The organism is Streptosporangium minutum, from assembly GCF_002149035.1.
GTDB classification, from domain to species: Bacteria; Actinomycetota; Actinomycetes; order Streptosporangiales; family Streptosporangiaceae; genus Streptosporangium; species Streptosporangium minutum.
Genome location: NZ_NGFP01000004.1, coordinates 46544 through 71270, shown reverse-complemented (window position 1 = coordinate 71270; position 24727 = coordinate 46544). Strand labels below are relative to the sequence as shown.

The 24727-nt window shown below is 68.3% G+C and carries 24 protein-coding genes; 15 read left to right on the top strand and 9 right to left on the bottom strand.

Going from position 1 to position 24727, the window contains the following annotated elements; all coding sequences use genetic code 11:
- Positions 1-170: 170 nt before the first annotated feature.
- Complete coding sequence (locus CA984_RS01770) at positions 171-797, bottom strand: TetR/AcrR family transcriptional regulator (RefSeq protein ID WP_423229274.1); 627 nt, start codon at positions 795-797, stop codon at positions 171-173.
- Between the two features lie 137 nt (positions 798-934).
- Here CA984_RS01770 and CA984_RS01765 point away from each other — a divergent pair, with 137 nt between their 5' ends.
- A complete protein-coding gene (locus CA984_RS01765) occupies positions 935-1900 on the top strand; it encodes an NAD(P)-dependent alcohol dehydrogenase (RefSeq protein WP_086567174.1) in 966 nt (321 codons plus the stop codon).
- Positions 1901-1920: 20 nt separating this feature from the next.
- On the opposite strand, the gene CA984_RS01760 is transcribed toward CA984_RS01765, so the two are convergent.
- Positions 1921-2798, bottom strand: a protein-coding gene (locus tag CA984_RS01760) for an IS5 family transposase (protein ID WP_108724516.1) whose coding sequence is annotated in 2 segments (ribosomal slippage) — positions 1921-2229 and positions 2232-2798 — 876 coding nt in all. Because the reading frame shifts where the segments join, the coding sequence is not laid out codon by codon here.
- 331 nt (positions 2799-3129) lie between these two features.
- Here CA984_RS01760 and CA984_RS01755 point away from each other — a divergent pair.
- The 5 genes from CA984_RS01755 to CA984_RS01735 all read left to right on the top strand — a co-directional run bounded on the left by CA984_RS01755 (position 3130) and on the right by CA984_RS01735 (position 8296).
- Positions 3130-3402: a pilin gene (locus CA984_RS01755; protein WP_086567171.1), complete on the top strand. Its 273-nt coding sequence runs from the start codon at positions 3130-3132 to the stop codon at positions 3400-3402.
- Between the two features lie 422 nt (positions 3403-3824).
- The gene (locus CA984_RS01750) at positions 3825-4478 is read left to right on the top strand and encodes a Crp/Fnr family transcriptional regulator (protein ID WP_242675673.1); all 654 of its coding nucleotides are present in this window, start codon (positions 3825-3827) and stop codon (positions 4476-4478) included.
- A gap of 81 nt (positions 4479-4559) precedes the next feature.
- Positions 4560-5354 (top strand): hypothetical protein, encoded by a 795-nt coding sequence (locus CA984_RS01745; protein ID WP_086567166.1) that lies wholly within the window; start codon positions 4560-4562, stop codon positions 5352-5354.
- A complete protein-coding gene (locus CA984_RS01740; RefSeq protein WP_133061508.1) occupies positions 5351-7519 on the top strand; it encodes a hypothetical protein in 2169 nt (722 codons plus the stop codon). Before CA984_RS01745 ends, CA984_RS01740 begins: the two co-directional genes overlap by 4 nt.
- A 3-nt stretch (positions 7520-7522) precedes the next feature.
- Positions 7523-8296: a hypothetical protein gene (locus CA984_RS01735; protein WP_086567161.1), complete on the top strand. Its 774-nt coding sequence runs from the start codon at positions 7523-7525 to the stop codon at positions 8294-8296.
- Positions 8297-8344: 48 nt separating this feature from the next.
- Here the strand turns inward: CA984_RS01735 and CA984_RS01730 are convergent, their stop codons facing one another.
- Both CA984_RS01730 and CA984_RS01725 read right to left on the bottom strand, forming a co-directional pair.
- Positions 8345-8860 carry a Pycsar system effector family protein gene (locus tag CA984_RS01730; RefSeq protein WP_086567158.1) on the bottom strand — a complete coding sequence of 172 codons (516 nt, stop codon included), beginning with the start codon at positions 8858-8860 and terminating at the stop codon, positions 8345-8347.
- A 216-nt stretch (positions 8861-9076) separates the two neighbouring features.
- A complete protein-coding gene (locus tag CA984_RS01725; protein ID WP_086567155.1) occupies positions 9077-9838 on the bottom strand; it encodes a DUF932 domain-containing protein in 762 nt (253 codons plus the stop codon).
- Positions 9839-9981: 143 nt separating this feature from the next.
- Here CA984_RS01725 and CA984_RS01720 point away from each other — a divergent pair, with 143 nt between their 5' ends.
- From CA984_RS01720 to CA984_RS01685, 8 genes are all read left to right on the top strand, one after another.
- Positions 9982-10623 carry a hypothetical protein gene (locus tag CA984_RS01720; protein WP_086567152.1) on the top strand — a complete coding sequence of 214 codons (642 nt, stop codon included), beginning with the start codon at positions 9982-9984 and terminating at the stop codon, positions 10621-10623.
- 407 nt (positions 10624-11030) lie between these two features.
- The gene (locus tag CA984_RS01715; protein ID WP_133061507.1) at positions 11031-11894 is read left to right on the top strand and encodes a hypothetical protein; all 864 of its coding nucleotides are present in this window, start codon (positions 11031-11033) and stop codon (positions 11892-11894) included.
- Positions 11895-12200: 306 nt separating this feature from the next.
- Positions 12201-12617 carry a hypothetical protein gene (locus CA984_RS01710; RefSeq protein WP_086567146.1) on the top strand — a complete coding sequence of 139 codons (417 nt, stop codon included), beginning with the start codon at positions 12201-12203 and terminating at the stop codon, positions 12615-12617.
- A gap of 173 nt (positions 12618-12790) precedes the next feature.
- Positions 12791-13282, top strand: a complete 492-nt coding sequence (locus CA984_RS01705) for a hypothetical protein (RefSeq protein WP_207620643.1) — start codon at positions 12791-12793, stop codon at positions 13280-13282.
- Positions 13282-14682, top strand: a complete 1401-nt coding sequence (locus CA984_RS01700) for a hypothetical protein (protein ID WP_086567144.1) — start codon at positions 13282-13284, stop codon at positions 14680-14682. The genes CA984_RS01705 and CA984_RS01700 overlap by 1 nt, the downstream gene beginning before the upstream one ends.
- Positions 14679-16019 carry a VWA domain-containing protein gene (locus CA984_RS01695; RefSeq protein WP_086567141.1) on the top strand — a complete coding sequence of 447 codons (1341 nt, stop codon included), beginning with the start codon at positions 14679-14681 and terminating at the stop codon, positions 16017-16019. The genes CA984_RS01700 and CA984_RS01695 overlap by 4 nt, the downstream gene beginning before the upstream one ends.
- A gap of 12 nt (positions 16020-16031) precedes the next feature.
- Entirely contained in the window at positions 16032-17147 is a 1116-nt protein-coding gene (locus tag CA984_RS01690; RefSeq protein ID WP_031158397.1) for an ATP-binding protein, read from the top strand.
- Positions 17144-19957, top strand: coding sequence for a DUF5682 family protein (locus tag CA984_RS01685; protein WP_086567138.1), 2814 nt, complete (start codon positions 17144-17146; stop codon positions 19955-19957). The genes CA984_RS01690 and CA984_RS01685 overlap by 4 nt, the downstream gene beginning before the upstream one ends.
- Before the next feature lie 8 nt (positions 19958-19965).
- Here the strand turns inward: CA984_RS01685 and CA984_RS01680 are convergent, their stop codons facing one another.
- The 3 genes from CA984_RS01680 to CA984_RS01670 form a co-directional block, all read right to left on the bottom strand.
- Positions 19966-20490 (bottom strand): DUF4396 domain-containing protein, encoded by a 525-nt coding sequence (locus CA984_RS01680; RefSeq protein ID WP_086567238.1) that lies wholly within the window; start codon positions 20488-20490, stop codon positions 19966-19968.
- A gap of 515 nt (positions 20491-21005) precedes the next feature.
- Entirely contained in the window at positions 21006-21632 is a 627-nt protein-coding gene (locus CA984_RS01675; protein WP_086567135.1) for a DUF305 domain-containing protein, read from the bottom strand.
- Positions 21633-21716: 84 nt separating this feature from the next.
- Positions 21717-22139, bottom strand: coding sequence for a DUF6153 family protein (locus CA984_RS01670; protein WP_086567235.1), 423 nt, complete (start codon positions 22137-22139; stop codon positions 21717-21719).
- A 146-nt stretch (positions 22140-22285) separates the two neighbouring features.
- Between CA984_RS01670 and CA984_RS01665 the strand changes: the two genes are divergently transcribed.
- Complete coding sequence (locus tag CA984_RS01665; RefSeq protein WP_086567133.1) at positions 22286-22768, top strand: metallophosphoesterase family protein; 483 nt, start codon at positions 22286-22288, stop codon at positions 22766-22768.
- Positions 22769-22824: 56 nt separating this feature from the next.
- Here CA984_RS01665 and CA984_RS01660 read toward each other — a convergent pair whose 3' ends face one another.
- Positions 22825-23580 (bottom strand): class I SAM-dependent methyltransferase, encoded by a 756-nt coding sequence (locus CA984_RS01660; RefSeq protein ID WP_086567130.1) that lies wholly within the window; start codon positions 23578-23580, stop codon positions 22825-22827.
- Between the two features lie 67 nt (positions 23581-23647).
- Positions 23648-24664 carry an alpha/beta fold hydrolase gene (locus CA984_RS01655; RefSeq protein ID WP_086567232.1) on the bottom strand — a complete coding sequence of 339 codons (1017 nt, stop codon included), beginning with the start codon at positions 24662-24664 and terminating at the stop codon, positions 23648-23650.
- Between the last annotated feature and the right edge of the window lie 63 nt (positions 24665-24727).

Here is a 24727-nt window from a genome sequence, read left to right as displayed (position 1 = left end):
CACCTTGATCGTTTCCTCGTGGAGCTGAGCGGATACCTCCCAGTTCAAGAGCCGCGTGCTGGGATTCCGGCCAGAATGGCTTATGGATCTAGGGCCTGTTGCGGAAGTGGAGTTGTCGGACTGGACGTGCCCTGCGGCAGGTACCGTTTCATGTCAGGCTCTGGGGGCCGCTACCTCTGGGAACTGTCAGTTGCAATCGGGAGGCTGCGCAGTGTCAGCGCAGTCGGCGGAGGCAGCGGTTTGTTGGCCGTGTCGGTCCGGAACGACTGAAGCAGATAGGCCACCAGGCGCCGGGACGCTGCACCATCATCCGGTAGGGCGGTCACCAGACCGCAGTGTGCCAACAGGACCACGGCGAGGTCGGAAGGGTGGAAATCGGCCCGCAGCGCGCCCGACGCCTGGGCCCTGCGTACCAGGGTCGCGAAGTCCCGCTCGGCTCGTTGCCGGGACTGCGCGTGTTCCGACGTGCTTTCCGGGAAGGCCGCGACGAACGCAGCTGGGAACCCGCGTTCCTCCCGTTGCAGAGCGCAGACCGTCTCAACCAGCTGCTGGAAGCCCTGCCACGGGTCAGGGGCGGCCAGAGCCTCGGTGAGCGCCCGCGCGCAGGTCTCCATCTGCTGCGCGAACGCGCCCCGCACCAGAGCGTCCCGGGTCGGGAAATGCCGGTACAGCGTCGCCACGCCGACACCGGCCCGACGTGCCACGGTCGCCATCGGGGTGTCGATCCCGTGCTCCGCAAAGACCGCACGGGCGGCGACGAGGATGCGCTCCCGGTTGCGCCGGGCGTCCACCCGCACCCCGTCCCGGGCTGTGATCCGAGAGGATTCCGCTATCACTGTCTCTCGCTTCCGGTCCAAACGGACGATTGCGTCCACTTAAGAGCTTACGGTCGATGCCAGACCCCTGTACGGCCCCCGGCGGCAAAGGCAGAACGATGAACGACCGCATGATGAAGGCAGTGCTCTACGACCGCTACGGTGGCCCTGATGTGCTCTACACGGGCCGCGTGCCACGCCCCGAGCCGGCCCACGGCGAGGTCCTTGTGAAGGTGCGCGCGTTCAGCGTCAACGGCGGCGAACTGGCAGCCCGTGCCGGCCGTCTCCGTCTCCTGACCGGCCGGAAATTCCCCAAGCGCATCGGCTTGGACTTCACCGGCGAGGTCGCCGCACTGGGTGTCGGAGTCACACGGTTCGCGGCCGGCGACCGCGTATGGGGGGTCTTGGGCCGCTCCTCCGGGTTCGGCAGCGCCGCCGAGTACGTGACCGTGCCCGCCGAGCGGGTCGGCCGGCTCCCCGACGGCCTTGACCTGGTGGACGCCGCCGCGCTGCCGGTGGCCACCACGGCCATCACCGCGCTGCGGGACAAAGCTGGGCTGCGCCCCGGCGAACGACTCCTCGTCCGGGGCGCGGCGGGCGGTGTCGGCAACGCCGCCGTCCAGCTCGGACGGGCGTACGGCGCCGAGGTCACGGCCCTCGCCCGCGCAGCCAACCTCGACTTCGTCCGCAGGCTCGGCGCGCACAAGGCTGTCGACCACCGGACCGTGCGGCCGGCGGAACTGGGCCGCTTCGACGTGGTCCTGGACACCGTGGGGACCGACTTGCGGGCCTTCCGGCGCCTACTGAATTCCGGCGGGCGCATGGTCACCATCGCCTTCGACCTGAAACGGCCCGCTGCGTCGCTCAGCTACCTCGCGGCCAGCACGGTCCACGGACACGGCCGGGTGCGCTTCTTCAGCGGCAACCCCACGCGGGCGGACTTCGACGACCTCGCCCGCCATGTGGTCGAGGGCAAGCTGAGCCCCGCGGTGGACACGGTCTTCCCCCTGGAGGAGACAGCAGCGGCACACCGGGCGCTGGAGGCGGGCGGCGTCCAGGGCAAGTACGTGGTCAGGGTCGCGTAGGACTCCTGTGGAGGTGCTGATCACAGCCACTCGTTGATGGCAGCGATGAGGACGGTCGCCTCGTAGCGGACCGCCGGCTTGTCGTATCGCGTGGCGACGGCGCGGTGCCTCTTGAGGCGGTTGATCCCGCACTCGACCGCGTGACGCTCGCGGTAGTCGGCTGGGTCGAAGTGCGGTGGTCGGCTGCCGCGGGAGCCGAGCTTCTGGCGGTTGCGCGCCTGGTCGGCTTTGTCGGGGATAGTGCAGCGGATTCCGCGGCGGCGCAGGTAGGCGCGGTTTCTGCGGGGGGCGTATGCCTTGTCGGCGCGGACCCGATGGGGACGGACACGTGTGGCCGCCCCGGCCCGATGCGGGGCACGCGGACCTTCTCCAAGACGGCTTCGAACTGCGGCGAGTCCCCGCGCTGCCCAGCGGTCACCACGATCGACATGGGCTTTTGGCCCTGCTCGACGGCCAGGTGCAGTTTGGTGGTGAACCCGCCGCGCGAGCGTCCCAGCCCGTGATCACCAGGCTCGGTGAAGATGCCGCCTGGTGGTTCCTTCTGTGAGTCACCCTGCTCGCTGGCCCCGGCCCCGTGCTGATGGGCGCGGCATACCGCGGAGTCGACGCTCAGGTCCCATGTGATCGCGCCTTTCGCGTCGGCCAGGGACTGGAGCTGGGTGAGTATCCGGTGCCAGGTGCCGTTCCGCTGCCATCGGCGGAACAGGTCGTAGACCCGGTTCCACGGTCCGTATTCGACGGGGACGCCCCGCCATGGAACTCCGGTCCGGACACGAAACCGTATGCCGTCGATCAGCTGCCGCCGAGGCCAGACGGGTGGCCGCCCCGTCCTGGCCCCCTTCGGCAACAACGGCTCCAGCACCGCCCACTGCTCGTCCGTGAGATCTCCTGGACCCATGAACCGTGATCATTCACAGCCCAGGATCCACTTTCGATACACGGCCTAGAGGGGTGAAGGAGGAAGTGCCCATGACTTCCGCGCGGAGCCGTATCTCGGATACGCAACCCGACACGACCACCATCACGAAGGGAGGCTGGGGCAGCCCCACCGGCTCCGCGCGGAACCGGCGCGGCCTGATCGGATGGCCGGCGTCCTTCATCTCGTACGGAATCGTCTCACCGGCGAAAGTGCCGCGGAAGCGCCGCCCACGGCTACGACGGCACCTCTTCCGAGCTCTGATCATCTTGGGCATCACCGCTGCGGTCATTGCCGCTCTGGCGATCACCGCATGCGCCGAGGGCGGCAACTTCGCCATGGCGGCGATTCCGACCAGCTCGGCACGGTCTTCACCAACATACGAACCTCGCTGGTCGGTCTTCTCGTCACGCTGGCGATGCTGATGCTGACCATCGGCGGCCTGCGCTACCTGGTCGCCGGAGGTGATCCCGGTGAAGTCCAAAAAGCCAAAGTAGCCCTCAAAGCCGCCGCTCTCGGTTACGGCCTGGCCATGCTCGCCCCGCTCTTCGTCAACGTGCTCAAGCGCATCGTGGGCGGGGAATGACGATGACCGTCCTCCACAGCCTGTGGACACGCCCGATGATCAACTTGTCGATGGACGCTCAACCAAGACAGTCGATGTCGTATCGAGCGTTGAAGATCGATAACTCGCAGCGGAGAGGAGTCCAGAAACGCCGAAAAGCATAGAGAAAGTCAGTCGGTGAATACTTGTCGCTAATATTCACTTTTTCATGCCGAAATCACTGTAGTGGCTAACTATAAACGGATGGACCAATAGTCCAGATGTGGGCAGTTTTTATTCAAAAGTGCATGGCTAATCTCTTTCATAGATAGCATTTTTGGGCCGGCAACGTGTTACCTCGTACCTCCGGGAGGATGCCTATGCGGCGGGGGCCAGCTTCACCCAGAACATCCCCCTGGCCATCGGAAACCTTCCTCGCGCGGTTACTGGAGCCACACAGGAAAGTGTTGCTCACACTGGGAGACATTCATACGTACCCTGCCGGCCACGTGATGGTTCGCCAGGGCGATTTTGGAAACCTGGTCTTCATCGTCATACATGGTCTGGTCAAGGTGACCGCGCGCACAGAGAACGGGAGGGAGTCTCTGCTCGCGGTGCGGGTTCGAGGAGACGTGATCGGCGATATGGCCGTGCTGGACGGGTCGGCACGTTCGGCAAACCTGATCACATGCGGGGTGACCGTGGCTCGGGTTATCAAAGGCGAGAGCTTTGTCAACTACCTACAGCGACATCCTTCCGCAGCGCTTACCCTCAGCACCTTGATGAGCGACCGTCTGCGCTGGTCGAACCAGCGCAGACTCGAATTCGCCGGATACGACAGCGACGTCTGTCTTGCGCGCCTGTTGCTGGCGTTGGTCGCCCGGCATGGCCGTACCGGCCCAGAGGGCATGGATTTGGGTGTCCCCTTAACCCAGACCGAGCTCGGCGGCCTGATCGGGGCCAAGGAGAGCACCGTCCAGAAGATCCTGCGTGATCTGTCGGCGCGGGGGCTGGTGCGCACCGGCCACCGCCGGGTCGTCATCACCGACCTTCCAGGCCTGGCGGCCTTCGCCAATCTTGATCCAGTTGCTCTGGAAAATCTTCCAGCGAATCCCTAATAATCCGGGTTTCCAAAAGCCGATCATCCGCACAATCAAGGCTGGTAAGCGCCTGCGGAGCCGAGGAATCAGGAGGATCACATGATCGACGAGCGGGAATACCGTTTGATGGTCACATCGGACATTGAGAACTACGGGGATCGCTGTGACAGCGACCAGGTCGAACTGCAACGGACGCTTATGCAGTTGCTCGGCATGGCCGCCGGTGCGGCCGGCCTGGTACTTCTCGACTGGAAGCGACAGCCGCAGGGAGACGGTGAATTCGCCGTTCTGCCTCCCGACACCGACGCCACAGCCGTCCTCGGCTCCTTCGTCACAGCACTCGCGCAGGGCATCGGGGCTGTCAACCAGCAAGATGTTCGCCAGCGTATGCGCATGCGATTGGCGGTGCACGGCGGCCCCATCCACGTAGACGGGGCCGCCGGGTCTCCAGGACATCACGCTGTACAGTCCGGGCGGTTGGTGGGGGCCGACTCGCTGCGTGCCGCCATGGGGGCATGCAAGGACGCCGACCTCGGAGTGATCGTTTCGGACCGGATCTTCGATGACTTCGTCGGGCAGGGCTATGGAGGTCCCTCCCCCGAGGACTTCCGCCACGTTTATGCGAAGTCCAAGTCTGATGAATACAGGGCCCACATCTATCTCCCCGGGCACAACGTGCACCGACTTTCCGAACTGGACGAGTACGACGTCGAGGCCGGGAACCGTGAACGTAACGAGGATCAGGACGGGAGCACCCGACACGGTGGGGTCACCGTCGGGCGCGACTACTACGGCGGCAACACCAACACGGCCAGCGGTAACGGCGTGGTGTTCTCAACCGGCAGGGACGCCTTCTTCGGCGACGACCCGCGGAGGGGAAGACCGTCCCGATGAGCGAATCCACTCCCGAACATGACGCTCCCAGCGGGCAGGAAAGTAGCGAGAAAGAGTCGTCTCCAGCAGCTGAGACACCACCTCAAGAACCGAATCGGGATAGCCAAGATGACCCAGGCCATCCAGATGATCACGAAGACCACGACAAACCTGATGCCGATACTTCGTTGGCCAGACGCCTTCAGCAGGAGGAGGAAAGCCTGCGATTACGGTTGATCAGCTTGCAAAAGCTCAATGGGGCGACGGCGGGGCGGGACTGGTTCAGCGGTCCCGTGAACCACGTCAGCGACGGTGCCAGTGCCTATGGAGCCGGCCGTGATCTCTACTACAACGTCGTCTCATCCGAGAGCCTGCCCGTGCAGACCGCACCGGTGCGTGAGGAGCATGTGCAACGGATAAGAGGCTGCCTGGTCGTCACCGAGTCGCAGATCACGTTGACCAGCCTGCTGGCCGACGAGCCGCTCCTGCTGTTGCGCGGTTCTCCGAATACCGGCAGGACCACGACTGCCATCGCCGCCTTACTGGACGTTGCCAAGTCGTGCCACCGGCTTATGATCAAGGAAGACCCCGGCCAGGTGAGCGCGGCCCATCTGGAAAGAGGCGCCGGATACTTCCTTCTCGCCGATGAGAGCCCTTGGGTGTCGCGGCTGGAAGAGGTCGCGGATCAGCTGTCAGCCGTGGCGGTGCGCAGCGAGTGCCGCATCATCATTCTGGCCCGTCCGAGCTGCGACCTACCCCACCGGGTGGTGGACCACGTGCAACCGGTCGCAGACGACGTCTTCCGTAAAGCCTTCATCCATCGGCTCGGCGACCCGAACGCGTGGGACGCGCACCAGTTGGACAAGTACGACATTGCTGTCCGGCTGTCCGGCTGCCAGCCGGTTGAGGCCATCCACCTCGCGGCGTGGCTGGCGGATGGCGTTCAGCAGAACCGGGACATCGCCGAACTGTTCAAAGAGCAGCCGCTGTTCACCCATAAGCGGTTCCGTGAGCATCTTGACGAGGTTCCGACGAGATCCGGCCGGTGTTTCCTGGTGAGCAGCGCCGTACTGCACGGGCTGCCGGAACCGGTTGTATCGGCAGCAGCCCTTGACCTCTCCCGGCAGATCCATGAGGAGAGTCAGGAAGATGATGAGACCGACGACACTCCGATATGGGAGCGGCTCGAAAACTGGCTCAGCTACTCGGGGATCAGCATGGTGAGTAGCGACCGACGCGGCGAGGGGCGGCGCGTTCAACTACGTGACGAGCTTGTCCCCTTGCTCCTGCCGATGATCTGGGAAGAACTGCCCGGCGTCCGTCAGCATCTCTACACGTGGCTGCACCGTCTCGGTGAGAGCCCGGACGAGTACGTACGTATCAAGGTCGCACACGCGGTCGGCCTGCTCACGACATGTGACTTCGACCAGGTCGAAAAGGAATTCCTCGACAAATGGAGTCGGGATTCCAAGATCATGCCGAAACAGCTCGCCGCATGGGCGCTGGAGGCCGCCGCCAGCGATCCGGGGATAAGGGATCGGGTGGACGCGCTGCTGAGCAGATGGGCCTACTTGGGTCCCTACGACCGACGGACGACAGCGGCGATAGCCTACGGCTCGCAAACGGCCATCCGAAATCTCGACAAGGTGCTCACGTCGTTCCGCCAGATCACACGGTCGACGAAAGGCTACTGGCTCTGTGATGCCGTAGCTCGATCCACCGCAGACATCTACGCTATGGACACCGCGCGACCCATCGTCGCCGAGCTGGCTCGGTGGGCGCGAGGTGACGCATTCGGAGGGCAACTCTCCGCCGCCCTGGCTCTGGTACGGCTTGGCGCGCTGCTTCATGACGGTGCTCGCCCCGCCCTGCCCGACCATTGCGACCAGGCGGACCTGATCGCCCTGTGGAGCCGCTCCCTGGAACTGAGCCTGTCCACCGATGAGATGGCGGGGCGGAAATCCAGCCTGGCCAGCCAGCTGTGGCAGCTGTTCGCCGACTGGATGAAGGAGTGGGACAGACGCCCGTCACTACGGCCGGTGTTGGAAGGCGTCTTCAGCACCGCTGGCACGGGCAGCCTTCAGCAACGCCGGACTTACCAGCTCTACCTCCTGGTATGGCGGCAGAAGCGTGTCGTGTCCACCCCGCTCTTCCACTACCTGATCCGCATCCTGAAGGACGGCTGACCGATGACGTTCCTCATACAGCGCTTCAACACCGCCCCCGCACCCTCCTTGCCGGAGGAAAGCGACATCCCAGCCTTCACCTCACCCGCCCTCGGGGAGGCGTTCGACTTCACCGTGGCAGTCCGTCTGTCCCGGCTGCCGAGCGACAGGCGCAGCCAATGGGTACCCGAGCGGGAGGAAACAGACCGCGTCAGTGACCTCGTGCGGCAGACGGTCCGCGCTACGACACGGAGGCACTCCATATTTGAACCGGACACTGCCGAGGCAGCGGTCAACGAAGCCCTCGACCGCTGCCTCGCGGGAGTGACGCATACCGACCCTGCGATCATCTGTCGATGGGGTGCGAGAGCTGAAATCGGGCTGCCTGAGGAGGTGAAGGAGATCAGGCGTGCCCATCTGCTCAACATGTACGAGATCGAGGCGCGTGCTGAGGCCACGAAGCTGCGTGTCGAAAAGCTTCGGGACTCCAGTGCGGTCTGGGAAGGTCTCCTGTCCGAAGCCACCGGCAGCTCGTTCGCGCGCTACGCCGTACGGCTCACCGAGGATCCCGAGAACGCGGCCGGCATCTTCGAGCAGATGCTTGACGCCCGCAAAGAGGAAGCTGGAGAGCTCCTCAAGCTCGTCGCAGAGATCGTGGCAGCCCAGCGGACGGCAGGTATATATGATCTTGTGCTCGCCAGCGACAACGCATTGCGCCAGGCTTTCGAGCGGCTCGGAGTCCCGCTACCGCCGGCCGATCCCGACTCCATGTTCGCTCCTCTCGACGAAATCTCCTGACCTGGAACGGAACGGGTTGCGCGTGGCCGCTACTCCGTTTCACTGTTGTCAGCCGGTCAGCGTCGCCAGCGCCAGCCACACCATGGTGGAGATAGGCATCAGAATCATCCAAGGCAGGCTGCGTCGGATCCGGTTGTGCTTGTGAAGCGCAATGTCAGCGAGAGTGGATATTAGAGCCCATGCTTCGCGCTGCTGTTTCGCCGGGTCAGCCTGTGATGGCACCTCGCCTGTCCGCACTAGACCGAACCTGTTGGGTCCGGCCGGGCCGGCGAGGCGAGGACGCAGCGCGGCGATGAGGTGGTGTCCTGCGAGGAGAAATCCTGCTGTGAACAGCAGAACGATGATGACCGCGGCAGCCGCCATTGGCAGACCGTTCGTCCAAGCGTTGCCCAGGCTGCCGACTTGTGTCGCGGCCACCGCAGTAAATCCGAGATGGACGGTGGCCGTAGTGGCCAGCTTGGTATCGGCCTGTTGGACGTAGCCGTGAAAGATAGTGATCGTCTGTAGAGCGATGTTGAGCGACTCGACTGCGCTTAGCTCCTCGTTCGCCTTGCGTCGTGCCATCGGGCCCTCCTGGTTCAGGCTGCCTGGACAGCTCTAGTTTCAGCTGCTGCTTAGCAGGTACACCCGTATTTCTGCGGCCTTGCCGCCTTCCTTTCCAGTGCTCTCCGTCGCTTTCAGTAAGTCGGCATGTGATGACGGCCAACTTCACCCAACGGATCGCGACCACGTCCCGTGTCGTGTGGCTCCCGCGTCCTGCAGGAGCCACACGACACGGAATCACGCAACGAAGGCCAGGACAGGACGGCCGAGGACCTTCTCCAGGGTGTGGAGGGTCTCGCGGTCGAGGTCGTCGACGCCGCCGCCGGTCACGGCTCGTAGGAGGTTGCGCTCGGCCCGGCAGGCACCGCGGACGGTCTGCTCGTGGTGGGTGTGGGTGTTGACGGCCTGGAGCACGCCCCAGCCGGAGCCGGACCAGGGCGCCACCCGGTCGTCGTGGCGCCAGAGCCGGTTCAGGGACTCCCGCTTGGTCTCGGCGAGGGTCCAGGAGCGGCCCCGGTCTATGGGCATGGGCACGAGCTCGTCGAGGAAGGCGGCCCACTGGCGGTCGGTGACAGTGGTCTCGCACAGCCGCTTGACCTGCTGGGCGAAGTCGTCGGCCACCGCGTAGACGATGCTGAGCGCGTCGCGTGCCTCGTCAAGCCGTAGCTTCGAATACTTCGAGTGCTTGATCTTGACTTGCTGGCCGCGCTCGGCCAGGCCGGCCGCCATCGTGTTGTCACAGACGACGTTGGTGACGGCCCGTTTGAACGTTGTGGCGAGCGAGCCGTCGAACGAGGTCGCGCCGAACAGGTGGGGCCGGAACTCCACACCCTCAGGAGTGGTGATGTTCTCGGGGACCTCCACCGAGACCCAGGCGACCGCCCCGCCACGCAGCAGGCCGGTTACGTCCGCGGAGGTTGTACGAGTTTCCCCAGCCAGTAGGCATGGCGCCGTGAAACGAGGACGGCCGTCGCGTGATCCTTCAGGTTGCGAAACCATGATCGAAGGAGAAGGAAGCGACGGCCGTGCACAACAGCGCGGACGTGACCAAGAGCAGGGCTGCTGGTTCGTCGTTCATGCCGCGACCCCGCTCTCCGTCATCCGCCATCGAACCGTTGTCCGAGGCGATACGTGATGGAGGCATGAGACACCGGGTTCTGGCCGTTCTCCTGCTTGTCGCCGCCACCTTCGCGATCGCTCCGGGTACGGCGTGCGCCTGCTCCTGCGTCCCGTTCGAGCCGAAGGCCCAGATGGAACAGTCGGCCGCCGTCTTCACCGGGACGGTGACGGCCGTCCGCCAGGTCGAGGGCGACCCCCTCGGCCCCCGGCCGCCGATCGTCTACACCTTCCACGCCGACCAGGTCTACAAGGGGAGGGCGGACGCCGCCTTCCAGGTGGCCACCAACTCCGACGGCGCCTCCTGCGGGTACGGCTTCGACATCGGGGCTCGTTATCTGGTGTTCGCCTCCACCGGGCAGACCGGCATGTTCGAGACCGATCCGGGTGTGCCCCTGCACACCACGCTCTGCAGCGGAAACCGGGCGGTCCGTCCGGGCGAGGGGCCTCTGCGGCCGAAGGACGCGATCCCCGACGTGTCCACCCTCACCTCCGGACTGCTCGCCGTCCTCGGCACAGCCACTCGTCCGGCGGCGACCGCTGCTCCTTCTCCACCTCACGCGTCGCAGGACGGAGCGGTCTCGCTCTGGATCTATGCGGGCGCGGTCGTGGGGGCGCTCGGTCTCGCCTCCGCGGGCTGGTGGTTTTCCCGGCGGCGCGGCCGGTGAGATGTCCAACGAGCTCTGGACGGTCAGATACATGAGCTGACAGAGAATTCGGAAAAGGTAGATACGTGACTGGGCATCGCAGGCAGCTCTCGCCTGAGTTCAAGGGAGAAGCCGCCCGCATGGTGGTGGACGCCCCGCGCTCAGCATGGCCGTCGCCATCCCGTGGGCAACCACCGTCCCCGGCATCATGGGCTGGCCCCGGTACGGGCAGGCATGCCTCGGCCTGTCGCGCGGCGTACGGCGGCAGCCACCCAGCTCGTGGCCAAATGGGCGACTGATGGGATGACGCGTTTGTTTTGCGGCAATTCCGGGTCAATCGCTATGGCTTATGATCACTCGACATGACAAGCCAGGATATTTCTGAGCAACCTCCATATGTTTCCCCTATTCCGCAAGATAATCCCCCGGTGGCTCCGAAAGATCCATCGGAAGAGGAGGAAGGTGGCGGCGTCCTGGAGATGATCGAGCGCATCGGCTCGATCATCGTTCCGATCGGTGTCGCGCTCTACGCCGTGCTCTACCTCGGCGTGGAGTCGATGTACTCGATATTCGAGGTCAGTCCGCAACAGGCGGGAATCGACCAGTCTGTCCTGCTCGGCCGGCTGATGGGCACCCTGGTCCTGCTACTGCTGGTCGCCCTGCCGGTGCTCGGCGTCGTCGTCGGGGTGGGCTGGCTGGCCGACAAGGTGACCCGCGGCGCGGTCGGCAGGCTCGTGGGGGCCGTGAGGAGGCGACCCTGGCTGGTCGCCGCGTTCGCCGCGCTGTGGTGCGGCGCGACCTATTGGGGCCTGCTCGACCTCCTGGGCGGAAGCGACGTCGCCGTCATGGTCGTCGTGGCCGTGGGGCTGGGCGTACTGACCTTCCTGGTGCCGTTCCGGCTGCTGCGCCGCAAGCCCGTCGGCCGCGCCGGCATGAAGGTGATCGTCGGCGCACTCACCGGCATCGGCCTGGGATTCCTGCTGATCATGCAGATGACCCTGGGGGCGATCGAGGTGCAGCAGACCGGGAAGGCCAACGAGCTCATCACCTACGTCGGTTTCCAGGACCAGTGGGCCATCCTCAAGAACGCCGAGAACGACAAGCCGCTCTACGGGGGCCGGTGGATGATGGTGCTCGGCGAGAGCAACGGCGCGTACGTCTTCTACGACTGCGACAAGCTGGAGACCTTCCGGCGCTCCATGGACAGGACCATCCTCGGCTCCCTCCGGCTCACCCCCGAGCGGGAACCCGGGTTCAAGTGCGGCACCCTCGCCGAGGACGAGAGCCAGTAGGAACACCCTCACCGGTCCGCTCGGCCCAGTGACGACGCGGCCCGGCGGCGGAGCCCGGTCTGCGGGTCCCGCATGCCGGGGCGGAGGCGGTGCTTCTCTCCGTCCCGAGGTCCGTGCCCGAGGTCTGCGCCAGAGGTCCGTGCCCGGGGTCTGCGCCCGGGGTCCATGCCTGAGGTCTGCGCCAGAGGTCTGCGCCAGAGGTCCATGCCCGAAGGTGAGCCGTTGTGGAGCCCAGGAAGGCCGGAAGTGAGCCGTTGCGGAGCCCCGGGAGGGAAGGCGATGACGTACCGTGCCCCGTTGTGCTGGATGAGCGCCGTCCTCCTGTCCGCCCTCCCGCACCTGGCGTCGTCACAGGCAGATGCGGAGATCAACGTCTGCGCCCATCTGAACACCGAAGGCGGATACACCGGTCTCGACGTGCTCGGCCTGGGCTTCGGCGCGCTGGCCGGCCTTCTCCCCCTCGTCTTGGCGGCACTGGCCGTGGCCGCCTGGCGATCGCCGCCCCGGAGGCGCCGTCTCCTGGCCCGGGTGGGAGCAGGCGGCGCGCTCGCCACGGCCGCCTACTACGCGCTGTCGGTCATCGCGTTCTTCTCCCCCTACTGTCCCGAGGGTTCGCAGGGACCCTGGCTCGTGCTCCCGCTCTACGGCACTGTCGCCGCGCTCGCCCTGATCGCCGGCCCGAGCCGGAGCCAGGCTGAACCACCCGCCCCGCCCCTTGTTTAGCCCGTGTCCGCGCCTGGCGCCGGACACCGTCAGGCCCTCGGGTATCCCCCGCCCGCGCTTGGCGCCGACCGAGTCCGTGATGCGGTAAATTGCCGGTTCATGATCGGCCGTTCGCGTAGATGCCGCCGTGTCGGCCGGCGTCCGCGAGCCGTTTGGGCTGGAGGTCGGGGATCGTGAACACGGACGGAGCCGCGTGGGAACAGCGCAGCGTGGCACGGGTGGTGTCCCCCGTTCAGCCCCGCAAACTGGCGAGTGTCCCCTTCGTCGAGCTGGCGGACGGCCGCCTGCAGGGTGTCGTGTCGAGTGGTTCGGACATCGCTCGGGTGTACGTCTCGTCGATCACCGCTGGAACTCACGCTTTCAACTGCAGCACCAACAACAACCGGCCGTGCGGCGGGCTGCGCGGCTCGCCGTGCAAGCACCTGCATGACCTCGCCGGGGCGGCCGTGCTCCAGTACGGCCTCGACCAGGTCGCCCGCTACCTGCACGTCGAGGTAGGTGACGGCGCGGATCTGATGAGCTGCCTGAACGGCCGGCACGAGCCCACGCCGGGCGCCATGGTGTTCAGCCGCTTCCTGCGCCACCTGTCCTACCTGGAACTGCCGGACACCACCGAGCCCATCGCTGAGATGCACTGGTTCCCGGCCATGGGGGCGGTCCGCTGATGCTTGGTGTACAGCTCGCCGAACTACTCGACGGCGTTCCGCCGGGAGTCGGGGAGGCCCTCGATCTGGTGACGGGCTTCGACGACGCGCTCGTGCACGGATTCGCCCGGCTGAGCGAGGAGCGCGCGACGGCGCTGACCTCCCTGGCCGGTGCTCTCTCGGCCACGCCGCTCGGCGGGCGGGTGGGCGAGGCGGCCGGAAAGCTCGCCGCCGGTTCGGTCGCCGAGGAGCATCTGACGGCTCTGGCCGGCGGGCGCGCCGCACTGTTCGGCGCGGTGCACGACGCCCTGCTCGCCCGCCTGGACACCGCGCTGGGAAGGGTCCGGGCGTCGTGGGAGGAACCGCCGGCCACGCCGGCGCTCGCGGCGGACAATCTGCTCAGCGGGTGCCGGTCCTGGCTCGGCGAGCTGGCCATCACCGGATGGCGGGGCGTCGACCACGATCTCGTCTCCGCCTCAAGCCAGACGATCGAGGCCCTGCTGCCCGAACCCGGCCTGCGCCGGCTCGCGGTGCTGCTCGACGGCCTGGCGGCCGAGCTGCGGGCGTCGTGCCCCGTCGGGACGGTGGAGCGCCTGCCCGCCCGGCGGTGGGCCGACCTGTGGACGCGTGCTCTGCTGCTGTCGCAGGCCGGTGGCCTGCCCAGTGCCTCCGGGGCCGCGGGCGTGGTGTCGGGACGGCTGCTGATCCTCGGCGTCGACGTGCACGAGCACGGCACCGCCGTACAGATGCAGGTGCACGGCATCCTGGAACCCGCCGACGGCACGCCGTCCCGGCTGGTGCGCACGAGCGTCGCCGCCGCGAAGGTGGACACGATCGTCGGCCCGGCCCTGTGGCGGCTGCTGGAAGGCTACCCCGCGCTGCTGGGCGCGCTGGCAGGGCACCGCTGTCTGGATGTCACGGACCTGCCCCTGCTGGGCAGCGGTGACCTGGTGTGGCACGACGACCGGGCACGCATGGGCGAGCCCGTCGACCCGTTCGCCACCGCCAGGCTCCAGCTCGCCGGCGCGCTCGCCCCGGCGGTGCCGCCCCTGGACCGCCACCCCGTGCGCATCGCCGAGCCCGTGCTGGTGGAGGGCTACCGCGCGGCGGCCGACGGCACGCTGGACCTGGGGGGCAGCACCCTCGCCGTCGACGTCGACCGCCTGCCGGCCTGCGGTCCGCTCACTCCCAAACTGGTGGCCTCCTCCTCGGCGTGCATCGGCCTGGTCCGCTGGGACGGCGGCCGTTGGCTGCTGCAGCCCCTCGCGGTTCAGACGACGGTCAAGCGCCAGACGGTCGAGGTGCACACCGGAGACTGGGCGCTGGGCCCCACGGACCCCAAGGTCGTGAAGGCCGAGGCCAGGGCCGGTGACGCGGTGGCCGTACTGCGCGAGCGGGCCGGGCGGTTGCTGAGGCGATGAGCGACTCCCCGATCAGCGCCGACGAGAACCGGCGCCAGGTGCTCTACTGGCGGCTCCTGGCACGGCTGTTCGACAACGACGAACAGCCCTCGCTTGAGGCGGCCAGCATGGCCATCGTCGGCGACCTCGGACTGCCGCCGGCGCTGCTCGACCCGGCGGTGTCGGTGGACAACATCGTGCAGCGCTTCCCCGACCTGGGCGTCGAGCTGCGGGGCCTGCTGGAGCAGAAGGACGATGTCGCGTCCGCCCCCGCTGACGGGCACCCGCCGGCGCGGGCCGGTGAGGCCGAGGTGCGCCGGGCGGCCCTGGTGTCGAAGCTCCTGCTCAACGTGTTCTCGACGGGGACGGGCAGCGTCAGCGCCACCGACCTGGCCCGCTGGCAGCAGGACGCTGGCTGGTTCGAGCAGGCGCTCGGGGCCGAGCCGGGACAGCTGCGGTCCCATCCCGGAGGGGGCGAACTGGCCGGTGTGCTGGCCGGCCTGGAAGGCGACCTGGTCCGCCGCATGCGCCTGCGCGAGGTGCTGGCCGACTCGACTCTGGCCGCCCGCCTGACGCCGAGCATGTCGCTCATCGAGCAGCTGCTGCGGGACAAGGCCAACCTGTCGGGAGTCGCGCTGGCCAACGCCAAGGCGTTGATCCGCAGGTTCGTCGACGAGGTCGCCGAGGTGCTGCGCACGCAGGTCGAGAAGACCAGCGTGGGCGTCATCGACAGGTCGGTGCCGCCGAAGCGGGTGTTCCGCAACCTCGACGTCGAACGCACGATCTGGAAGAACCTCACCAACTGGAGCCCGGAGGACCAGCGGCTGTACGTGGACCGGCTGTACTACCGGCAGACCGCCCGGCGGACCACGCCGGCACGGCTGATCGTGGTCGTCGACCAGTCGGGCTCGATGGTCGACGCGATGGTGAACTGCACGATCCTCGCATCGATCTTCGCGGGCCTGCCCAAGGTGGACGTGCATCTGGTCGCCTACGACACCCGAGCGCTCGACCTGACCCCGTGGGTGCACGACCCGTTCGAGGTGCTGCTGCGGACGACCCTCGGGGGAGGCACCAACGGGACCGTCGCGATGGCCGTCGCCCGGCCGAAGATCGCCGACCCGCGTAACACCGTGATGGTGTGGATCTCCGACTTCTACGACAACCGGGCGCTGATCACCGACTTCGAGGCGCTGCACCGTTCGGGCGTGAAGTTCATCCCGGTCGGCTCGGTGAACAGCTCGGGACACCAGAGCGTGGACCCGTGGTTCCGCCAGAAGCTCAAGGACCTGGGCACCCCCGTGATCTCGGGTCACATCCGCAAACTCGTGTTCGAGCTCAAGAACTTCCTCGCCTAGGAGACCCCGCGAATGACCGACGAGATGCTGCGTGCCCCCGCCGAGGTGAAGTACGCCGAGGAGCTCGACTGGCTGGAGTCGGTCGACGACGGCCCCAAACCGTTCTCGTGGCGGCTCAGCCCCCGGATGGTGCGGCTGTTCGTGCTCGGGTCCGAGCGCTCCGACGGGCTCGACCGGGAGATCTCCCAGAAGTGGTTCGGTGACCGCAGCTTCGTCGAACGCGCCATCGTGACCCTGGCGTCGGACCGCGGTCTGCTGCTGATCGGGGATCCGGGCACCGGCAAGAGCTGGCTCGCCGAGCTGCTCGCGGCCGCCGTCTGCCGCAACTCGACCCTGGTCGTCCAGGGGACTGCCGGCACGACCGAGGACCACATCAAGTACTCGTGGAACGTCTCCATGGTGATCGCCAAGGGGCAGTCCCGGGAGTCGATGATCCCCTCGCCGATCATGACGGCGATGGAGCAGGGCGTGATCGGCCGCTTCGAGGAGCTGACCCGCTCGACCAGCGACGTGCAGGACGCCCTGATCTCCATTCTCTCCGAGAAGTACGTGTCCGTCCCCGAACTCGACGACGACAACATCGTGTTCGCCCAGCCCGGATTCTCGATCATCGCCACGGCCAACAGCAGGGACCGGGGCGTGAACGACCTCTCGTCGGCCCTGAAGCGGCGCTTCAACTTCATCCGGATCCCCGTGGTGACGAACAAGCGCAGCGAGGCGGAGATCGTACGGTTCCGCACCACGGAACTGCTGCGCCGGCACCGGATCGAGCTGGACCTGCCGCCCACGCTGCTGGACATCCTGCTGCAGAGCTTCGCCGACCTGCGGGCCGCGGCGGCGTCGGCCACCAGCGACGACGAGAAGCTGGAGTCGGCGCTGTCCACGGCCGAGCAGATCGGCGTGATCGAGGACGCCATCCTGCACAGCCACTTCTTCGGCGACCGCACGCTGCGGGCCGAGACGCTCGCCGGCTCGCTGGTCGGCTCACTGGCCCGTCGCAGTCCTGAGGACCTGGCCATCCTGAACAAGTACTGGCACGGTGTCGTCGAGCCCCGCAGCAAGCAGGAAGGCGGGGAGTGGAAGGACTTCCTCGAAGGCGGCCGCCAGGCGATCTCCACGCTGTCATGAGTCCTTTCGGCGCCCTGCGCGAGCAGCTCCTCGGTGCCGCCACCGCCTTCGCCGACGCGCCGAGCGCCCTGCCCGGCATCCTGTCGGGCCTGGTCGACGACGTCGACCGGGCGCTGCGCGAGGAGCTTGAGATCTTCCCGGTGTGCCACCACTCACCGGCCTCGGCGCTGGCCATGGTGCGACGCCTGCGGGAGAAGCAGCCCAGGGTCATCTACCTGGAGCTGTGCGAGGACCTGCGGCCGCTCCTGGACGAGCTGCGCAACTGCCGGCTGCCCGTGGCGTTGCAGGCGTTCGCGTCGGAGATCGACGGTTTCCCGCCGGCATGGGGGCCGCTCAGCGTCGTGGCGCCCATCACCGAGGCGTCGGCCGAGTACCAGGCCATCGCCTACGCCCTCGACACGCCGGGGGTCGAGCTGGTGCTGGTGGACCGTTCGGCGGACCACGTCTTCCAGTGGCTGCCCCGCGAGCCGGCCGCCGGCGATGACGCCGACGGCGCCGCCGGGCACGGCGAGGAAGCGGCCCTGCACGGCGACGCCGTCGGCGTCGAGATCGGCGACCTGCGGCCCCGCTTCGCCGAGCTTGAGGAGCACCTGCTCCACCACGGCAAGGTCCGGCACTGGTCCGAGTGGTGGGACCAGTACGTGGAGCAGCCCCTGGCCGGAGCGGACTACGACACCTACCGCCAGGTCATGGTGCTGATCGGCAGCCTGTTCCGACGGCTGGGCCCTGACGGGGGCGATCGGCTGGCCCGCGACGAGGACCGCGAGCGCTACATGTGGACCCGGATGCGGGAGCACCTGGCCGCGTCGGACGCCGACCCGTCGCAGTGCCTGTACGTGTGCGGCGCGTTCCACGCGGCCAGCCGGGTCGAGCAGTTCGGCCTGGCGGCGGAGGCGCCGGCCTACGACATCAGCCCCCGGACAGCCACGCGCTGGCTGTACGGGCTCATCCCGTCCAGCCACTCCGCCATCGAGGCCCAGTTCGCGCTGGCCTCCGGCTCGGTGTCGATCGCCGCGGCGACCTGGACCAAGGCCGTGGCACGCCACGGCGTCACGCCGTACCAGCTCGAAGGCCAGAAAGGGGCCCGCAAGCGCCCCGGGCGCGCGCGGCCGGCGGCGCCCGTCCCGCAGGGGCCGGTCACCGATCGGCTGTCCGGTTTCCTGGCGAACCCGCCCGCGCTGGACGGTCTCGACGAGGCGGAGCTGCTGGGCTGGTGCGTCGACATCGTCCGGCTGGCCCGCCGCAACGGTTACCTGGCCAGTACGGCGGACGCCATCGCCGTGTTCGAGACGTCCATCCTGCTCGCCGGCCTGCGTAACCGGGCCCGTCCCACGCCCTACGACTTCCAGGACGCCGCGGTCACGTGCATCGAGAAGGACGTGGTGCCCGGCCGCCGGGACGTGCGCCGCCTGTGCGAGATCCTTCTGGGCGGTGACCGGATCGGAGAGGTCGGCTACCGGGCACTCCCGCCGCTGGCCCAGGACGTCTACGACCGGTTGAAGCCGCTCGGGCTCGACCTGGAGAAGCGCACCCAGCAGCGGGCGCTGCTGAACCTCGCCGCGGACCCGGAGCTGGTGCCCTGCTCCCACCTGCTGTGGATGCTGCGCTACCTGCTGCCTGAGGACGCCGTCCGTCCCATCATGGGCGCGCGTCGCCTCGGTGAGCGGCCGATCCAGGAGAGCTGGGACCTGGCGATCGGCCGTCACCAGCGATCGATCATCGAGCTGGGCTACGAGGGAGTCACCGTCGAGCAGGTGCTGGAGCAGCGCCTGCGCCGTACCGTGTGGGCGCCTGAGGCCACCGCCGCCGTCGCTCTCGCGGCGGTGGAGGACGCCATCCTGTACCTGGGCAGCCGGCGGTTCACCGACGAGCTCGGCGGTCGGGCCGTGGAACTGCTGGCCGCCGAGCGCACCGTGGACGACGCCCCCGACGTGCTGCGCCGGATCCGCCGGTTGCTGGCCCACTACCGCGCGACCGAGCCGGTGCTGCCGGCCTGGTGCGAGGACTTCGTCACCACCGGGTACGCGCACTACTGCACGCTGCTGCCGACCGCTTTCGTGGACGAGGAGGTCGGCGTCCGCCAGGTGGCCGCCATGCTCGGATTCCTGTCCAGCATGGAGAGTCTCGCGCTGGCCCTGGGGTGTGACCGCGCCCAGCTCGAACTCGCCGTACGGCAGTCGCATCCCGAGGCGCCGGCCAAGGTGGCGCTGCTGTGGGCCGCCCGGTTCCGGCTCGGCCTGCTCACGCAGGACGAGCTGCGATCGCGGTGTGACGAGCTGCTGGACAACCCCCTCGTCGTCCCGGCGTTCCCGCTGTACCTGAGCGGGTTCGTGCAGGCGCTTGAGCCGGTTCCGGCGCTGGCGCCCTTCGTGGTCGAGGTGATGTCCAAGGCCTTCGCCCGGCTGCCCGACACCGTCCTGCTCCCGTGGCTCCCCAAATTGATCACGACCCTGCGTGACCAGGCGCACGAGCTGGTGCCCGTGCTCGTCCGCGAGGCGGGCCGCACGTTCCCGGCGGGCCTGTCCTCCGTCGACACGTGGGTACCGCCGTGGTCGGCGAGGGAGACGCCGAAGGCGGTGGCCGGACCGGTGCCCGCGCCGGCCGGGCCGGTGGCCGACCTGCTGGCCGGTCACCCGGCGGCATGTGACGCCGTGGCCGTGCTGCTCGGGTGCGAGGCGGGGTGGCAGCCGGCCGTTCACCTCGCCGGCGGACCCGAGCACCGCGAGGTGGCCGATCTGCTGGTCCGGCATCCCGAGGCGGCGGACGCCGTCGCGGGACTGCTCGCCGGGAGGTCCGCCTCCGGCCGATGAGGCGGTTCTCAGTGGTGGTAGGCGTGGACCACCGCGTGCCCCTTGCCCTTGCCGATGATCCACTTGTTGATCGGAGTGGTGACGAGGAAGGCCACCAGCAGGGCGAACGCGAGAGCGCCCCAGAACAGGCCCGAGGTGAGCCCGGCGTCCATGGCGCCGGGCACCACCATCATCACGCCGTTGTCGACGATCTCCATGACGATGATCGACACGGTGTCGGCGGCGAGCGCCAGCCGTACGAGCTCGCGCCAGCCGAGGCCGGACTTGCGTAGTCCCACGATGGTGAGGGCGTAGCCGAAGAAGAAGGCCAGCACGACGGCCAAGACGATGGTCGCCGTGTTGGACCAGCCCAGAGCCGTGCCGATCACCATGCCGAGCACCTCGCCGATGGCGCACCCGGTGAGGCAGTGCAGGGTCGCCGACGCGGCCATCCGCCACGTCACCGTCGAGGAGTGGCCCATGGGCGCGTGGTGATCGTGCCCGTGGTGCTCTCCGTGCTCCGGGTGGCCCGTGTGCTGCGTCGATTCGGACATCGCCTTCTCCTTGCCCATCAGCCGGCCCGGTCGGCCGTCCCCGATATGCGCCAATTTATACCCCATGGGGGTACATGGGCAACGGGTGGATTCCGGTAGCGGGGCCGATCGCGCCGGCGGATGATGCCCGGAGGGGGAACGCCTCCGGAGAAGCGGGGGACTACTACGGGAGATCGGTGCGATGCCCCCGGATGCCGATGGCCGATGGCCGATGGCCGACGGCCCGCGCGGTGGCGGCCGGTGCGGCGGTGGCCGGTGTGGTGGTGGCCCATGCGGTGGTGGCCGTCGCGCTCGAAGCCGCGCCGAGGGCCGTCCACCCGGAAGCCGGGCATGACGGGCATGACAGGCAGGAGGGACGTGGCGAACGCGGTGAACGTGACGAACGTGGCGAACGCGGCGAACGCGGCGAACGCGGTGAACGGGCCCGGGAGCGGCGCCGGTGCCCGGATGCGTGCGCTCCCGGGCACCGGCCTGACGCGGAGTGCCGTCAGAGGACCTGCGTCAGAGGATGTGAGTCAGAGACGGTCGAGCAGTCCCTGCAACTGCTCCACCTCGGCCTGCTGCGTGGTCTCGATGTTCCTGGCCAGCGACTTGGCCTCGGGGTTGCTCCCCTGGGCCTGCTCAGTCCTGGCCATCTCGATCGCCCCCTTGTGGTGGGCGATCATCAGCTTGGCGAACATCCGGTCGAACTCTGCGCCCTTGGCCTCACGGAGCTTGGCCATGTCCTCTCCGGTCATCATCCCGGGCATGTCGTGCCCCCCATGACCCCCCTCGGGGCCGGCAGGCTTGCCCCAGGCTGACAGCCAGCCGTTCATGACGGCGATCTCGGGATCCTGAGCGACCTTGATCTTCGCCGCGAGCTCCTTGACCTCGGGAGCGCCGGCCCGCGACTCGGCGAGCTCGGCCATCTCCACCGCCTGCTCGTGATGCGGGATCATCATCTGGGCGAAGGCGACGTCGGCGTCGTTGAAGGAGGCCGACGGCTGCGGGCTCGTGGCGGCGGCCTGCGCGCCGCCGGGCGTGCCGGTGGGCGCGGCCGACGGCCGGTCATCCCCGCCGCAGGCCGTGAGCAGTACGAGCATGCCGGTCCCCGCGGCGGCGAGTGCGAGCCTGCGGGTGGCGGATCGGTTGGTGAACGTCATTGACTGGTCTCTTTCCGGTTCGTGGTACCTGCGTGCCGGTCGTCCGCGGGCAGGTCTCGGGGACCGTCCGCCGACGTGGCCGGCCTATATGCGCAGAACCGAAAGGCGTGCCAGGCGCAGAGCCGTTCTCCTGGGCGGCGGCCGGGCGACGGGCGGCGACGACGCGAGGGCGACGGTCCCGGCCCGTGGCGCCCGCCGCCGCGCCCACAGCGCGCCGAGGAGCAGGACGAGGAGCGCGGTCAGCACGGCCAGGCAGACCGAGGCCGGGTCGAGACGGGGCAGGTCGCTGTCCGTGTCCGACACCCACCACCCGTCCACGGACTCCGGGGCCGGTGGAGGCGCGAGGGCCGCATCAGGGCCCCGGTGCTCCGCGGCCGCGCCGGGCCGGTCCCCGCCGTGGTCGGCGTGTCCCAGCGTGTGCATTCCCGCGATGCCCAGGACGAGCGTTATGAGCAGCAACAGCCGGCGAGGCATCCGCAACGGATGCCTGCGGGCCGGGCCGTCCATCCTCGCCTCCGTACGCATGGGGCAGGGCCGCCCCGACCGTCTACGATCTTCAATAGTAAGAATACTCCGGCCGTCCGCTCCCGCCGGCACGCGTGTCCCGCAAGGCCGGGCGTACGGCGGACGGGGTGCGGCGGGAGAATGGTGTCGTGAAAGTAGTGGTCCTCGCCGACACGCACGCGCCACGGCGGTGGAAGTCGTGCCCGCCGCGGGTGGCCGGGCACCTCCGCGGCGCGGACCTGATCCTGCACGCCGGTGACGTCTGCACCGCCGGCGTGCTCGACGAGCTGGCCACCTACGCGCCGGTCCACGTCGTCAAGGGCAACAACGACGGGCCCGACATCGCGGCGCCCGAGACGCTCGAACTCGACCTCGGCGGGCTGCGCGTGGCGATGATCCACGACAGCGGGGCGGCGCGGGGACGGCTTGCCCGCATGCGCCGCCGGTTCCCCTCGGCCGATCTGGTGATCTTCGGCCACTCCCACATCCCGCTCGACGAGAGCGACGCCGGGCTGCGCATCTTCAACCCCGGATCGCCGACGGACCGGCGTCGCCAGCCCCACGGCACCCTGGGCCTGCTGCGGATCGAGGACGGCGTCCTCGTCGAGGCCGGAATCGTCCCGGTCACCTGACCGGCCGGGCGACGATCCCCGTGGACGTCCCTTCCGTCTCCCGTCTCCCGTGGCCGTCAGTCCGGTCTGCGGGCTTCGATGAGAAACCGCGTCGTGTGCGCGAGGAAGGGGCCGTCGGCCTGGATCCGGTCGTGCAGGGCCTTGAGCTCTGTGCGGTAACGGTCGACCGTGAACCCCGGGACGATCCAGATCACTTTTCGCAGGTAGTAGATCACAGCGCCGATGTCGTGGAAGGTCATGCGCAGCGACTCCATCCGGAGGTCGCGCACCTCAAGCCCCGCCGCCTCGGCCGCCGCCCCGGCCCGCTCGGGATCGCGTCCGGAGCCGGCCGGCTGGGGGCCCATGAAGAACTCCGTCAGCCTCATGGCGGTCCGGGGGCCGACCTGCTGGGAGAAGTACGTCCCTCCCGGCTGGAGCACGCGGGAGATCTCCTCCCACCAGGTGGTCACCGGGTGGCGGCTGGTCACCAGGTCGAAGACGCCGTCGCCGAACGGGAGCCGCCGCTCGTCGCCGGTGGCGACGACCGTGACCCCGCGCGGACGCAGCCGTGCGGTCGCCAGCGCGAGGTTCGGCGGCCAGGACTCCGTGGCGACCGTCCGAGGGGCGAGCCGCGGCACACCCGCGAGCACCTCCCCGCCGCCGGTCTCGACGTCCAGCGCGGCCGACGCCTGCGCCATCCGCTCACCCAGGAGCCGTGCGTATCCCCACGAGGGGCGCTCCTCCGTCGCCCGGCCGTCGAGCCATGAGAAGTCCCACCCGTCGACGGAGACGGATCCGGCCTCGGCGACGAGGTCCTCGAATGTCCGTGCCATCCTTCGAAACTGCCAGCCGGCCTCGGAGCCTGTCCAAGGGTTTTCCCGTCCCGAGGACGAGCGTCGGCTACACGTCCTTCGCGAGCAGTTCCTTGAGGGCGTCGTCGATGAACGTCGTGTCGACCGGATTGAGACCGCCGCCGGCGAAGTGCCCCCACGCGCCAGGGATGACCCGCAGCTCCGCGTCGGACATGTGGGCGACCTCCCACTCGCTGTCCTCAGGCGGGAAGTAGAGGTCCTGCTCCGCGGGCATGACGATCGCCGGCGCGCGGATCGCGGCGAGCGCCTCCTCCACGCCGCCGAACCCCGGAGTTCTCCCCACGTCGGCGTTCTGCCAGGTCCACAGCATGGCGAGCAGGTTGTCCGCGTCGCGCTTGATGAACAACCCCTCCCAGAAGCCGACGAGGAAGTCTTCGAGGGAGCCGTAGCCGAGCGGCTCGCGCTCGTAGATTTTCTCCCGGTAGAACTGCTGGGAGAAGCCCCAGCCCGCGTAGACCCGGGCCAGCGCCCGCAGCCCGACGCCCGGCTGCTCGCGGTACCAGCCGTTGTCCCACGCCGCGTCGGCCGTGAGGGCGGCCTTGACGCCCTCAAGGAAGACGATGTTGTGCAGGCTGGTCTTCGCCGCGCCGCAGAAGGGAAGTATCCGCCGGACCATGTCCGGATGGCTGACCGCCCACTGGTAGGTCTGCCCGGCTCCCATGGACCAGCCCGTGACGAGCTCCAGACGCTCGACGCCGAACCGCTCGGTGACGAGGCGGTGCTGCGCCTGGACGTTGTCGTACATCGTCACGTGCGGGAAACGCGCACGGTCGTGCGGAGGCGGGGTGGTGCTGGGAGACGACGACAACCCGTTGCCGAGCATGTTGGGGATGATGATGAAGTACTTCGACGGATCGAGCGCCATGCCCTCGCCGATCAGCCATTCGTTGTCGTAGTGCTGGCCCGAGTACCACGTCGGGTAGACGATCACGTTGTCCCTGCCGGCGTTGAGCTCGCCGTAGGTCTTGTACGCCAGCTCGGCGGCGGGCAACGTGATGCCGCTCTGCAGCCGGACATCACCGAGGTCGAAGACGTCGTAGTCCATGGAGGCCTCCTTGCCGACCACCGGTCTCGATCGTCCGATGCTTCGCGCTCCTGAGTCGGTATT

What these genes read in the sequence shown, in the direction of transcription:
- CA984_RS01735 (WP_086567161.1), top strand. Translation starts at nt 7,523, where the DNA reads ATGACGTTCCTCATACAGCGCTTCAACACCGCCCCCGCACCCTCCTTG.
- CA984_RS01695 (WP_086567141.1), top strand. Translation starts at nt 14,679, where the DNA reads ATGAGCGACTCCCCGATCAGCGCCGACGAGAACCGGCGCCAGGTGCTC.
- CA984_RS01690 (WP_031158397.1), top strand. Translation starts at nt 16,032, where the DNA reads ATGACCGACGAGATGCTGCGTGCCCCCGCCGAGGTGAAGTACGCCGAG.
- CA984_RS01755 (WP_086567171.1), top strand. Translation starts at nt 3,130, where the DNA reads ATGCGCCGAGGGCGGCAACTTCGCCATGGCGGCGATTCCGACCAGCTC.
- CA984_RS01670 (WP_086567235.1), bottom strand. Translation starts at nt 22,139, where the DNA reads ATGGACGGCCCGGCCCGCAGGCATCCGTTGCGGATGCCTCGCCGGCTG.
- CA984_RS01720 (WP_086567152.1), top strand. Translation starts at nt 9,982, where the DNA reads ATGAGACACCGGGTTCTGGCCGTTCTCCTGCTTGTCGCCGCCACCTTC.
- CA984_RS01655 (WP_086567232.1), bottom strand. Translation starts at nt 24,664, where the DNA reads ATGGACTACGACGTCTTCGACCTCGGTGATGTCCGGCTGCAGAGCGGC.
- CA984_RS01740 (WP_133061508.1), top strand. Translation starts at nt 5,351, where the DNA reads ATGAGCGAATCCACTCCCGAACATGACGCTCCCAGCGGGCAGGAAAGT.
- CA984_RS01765 (WP_086567174.1), top strand. Translation starts at nt 935, where the DNA reads ATGAACGACCGCATGATGAAGGCAGTGCTCTACGACCGCTACGGTGGC.
- CA984_RS01730 (WP_086567158.1), bottom strand. Translation starts at nt 8,860, where the DNA reads ATGGCACGACGCAAGGCGAACGAGGAGCTAAGCGCAGTCGAGTCGCTC.
- CA984_RS01700 (WP_086567144.1), top strand. Translation starts at nt 13,282, where the DNA reads ATGCTTGGTGTACAGCTCGCCGAACTACTCGACGGCGTTCCGCCGGGA.
- CA984_RS01685 (WP_086567138.1), top strand. Translation starts at nt 17,144, where the DNA reads ATGAGTCCTTTCGGCGCCCTGCGCGAGCAGCTCCTCGGTGCCGCCACC.
- CA984_RS01680 (WP_086567238.1), bottom strand. Translation starts at nt 20,490, where the DNA reads ATGTCCGAATCGACGCAGCACACGGGCCACCCGGAGCACGGAGAGCAC.
- CA984_RS01660 (WP_086567130.1), bottom strand. Translation starts at nt 23,580, where the DNA reads ATGGCACGGACATTCGAGGACCTCGTCGCCGAGGCCGGATCCGTCTCC.
- CA984_RS01710 (WP_086567146.1), top strand. Translation starts at nt 12,201, where the DNA reads ATGAGCGCCGTCCTCCTGTCCGCCCTCCCGCACCTGGCGTCGTCACAG.
- CA984_RS01675 (WP_086567135.1), bottom strand. Translation starts at nt 21,632, where the DNA reads ATGACGTTCACCAACCGATCCGCCACCCGCAGGCTCGCACTCGCCGCC.
- CA984_RS01725 (WP_086567155.1), bottom strand. Translation starts at nt 9,838, where the DNA reads ATGGTTTCGCAACCTGAAGGATCACGCGACGGCCGTCCTCGTTTCACG.
- CA984_RS01745 (WP_086567166.1), top strand. Translation starts at nt 4,560, where the DNA reads ATGATCGACGAGCGGGAATACCGTTTGATGGTCACATCGGACATTGAG.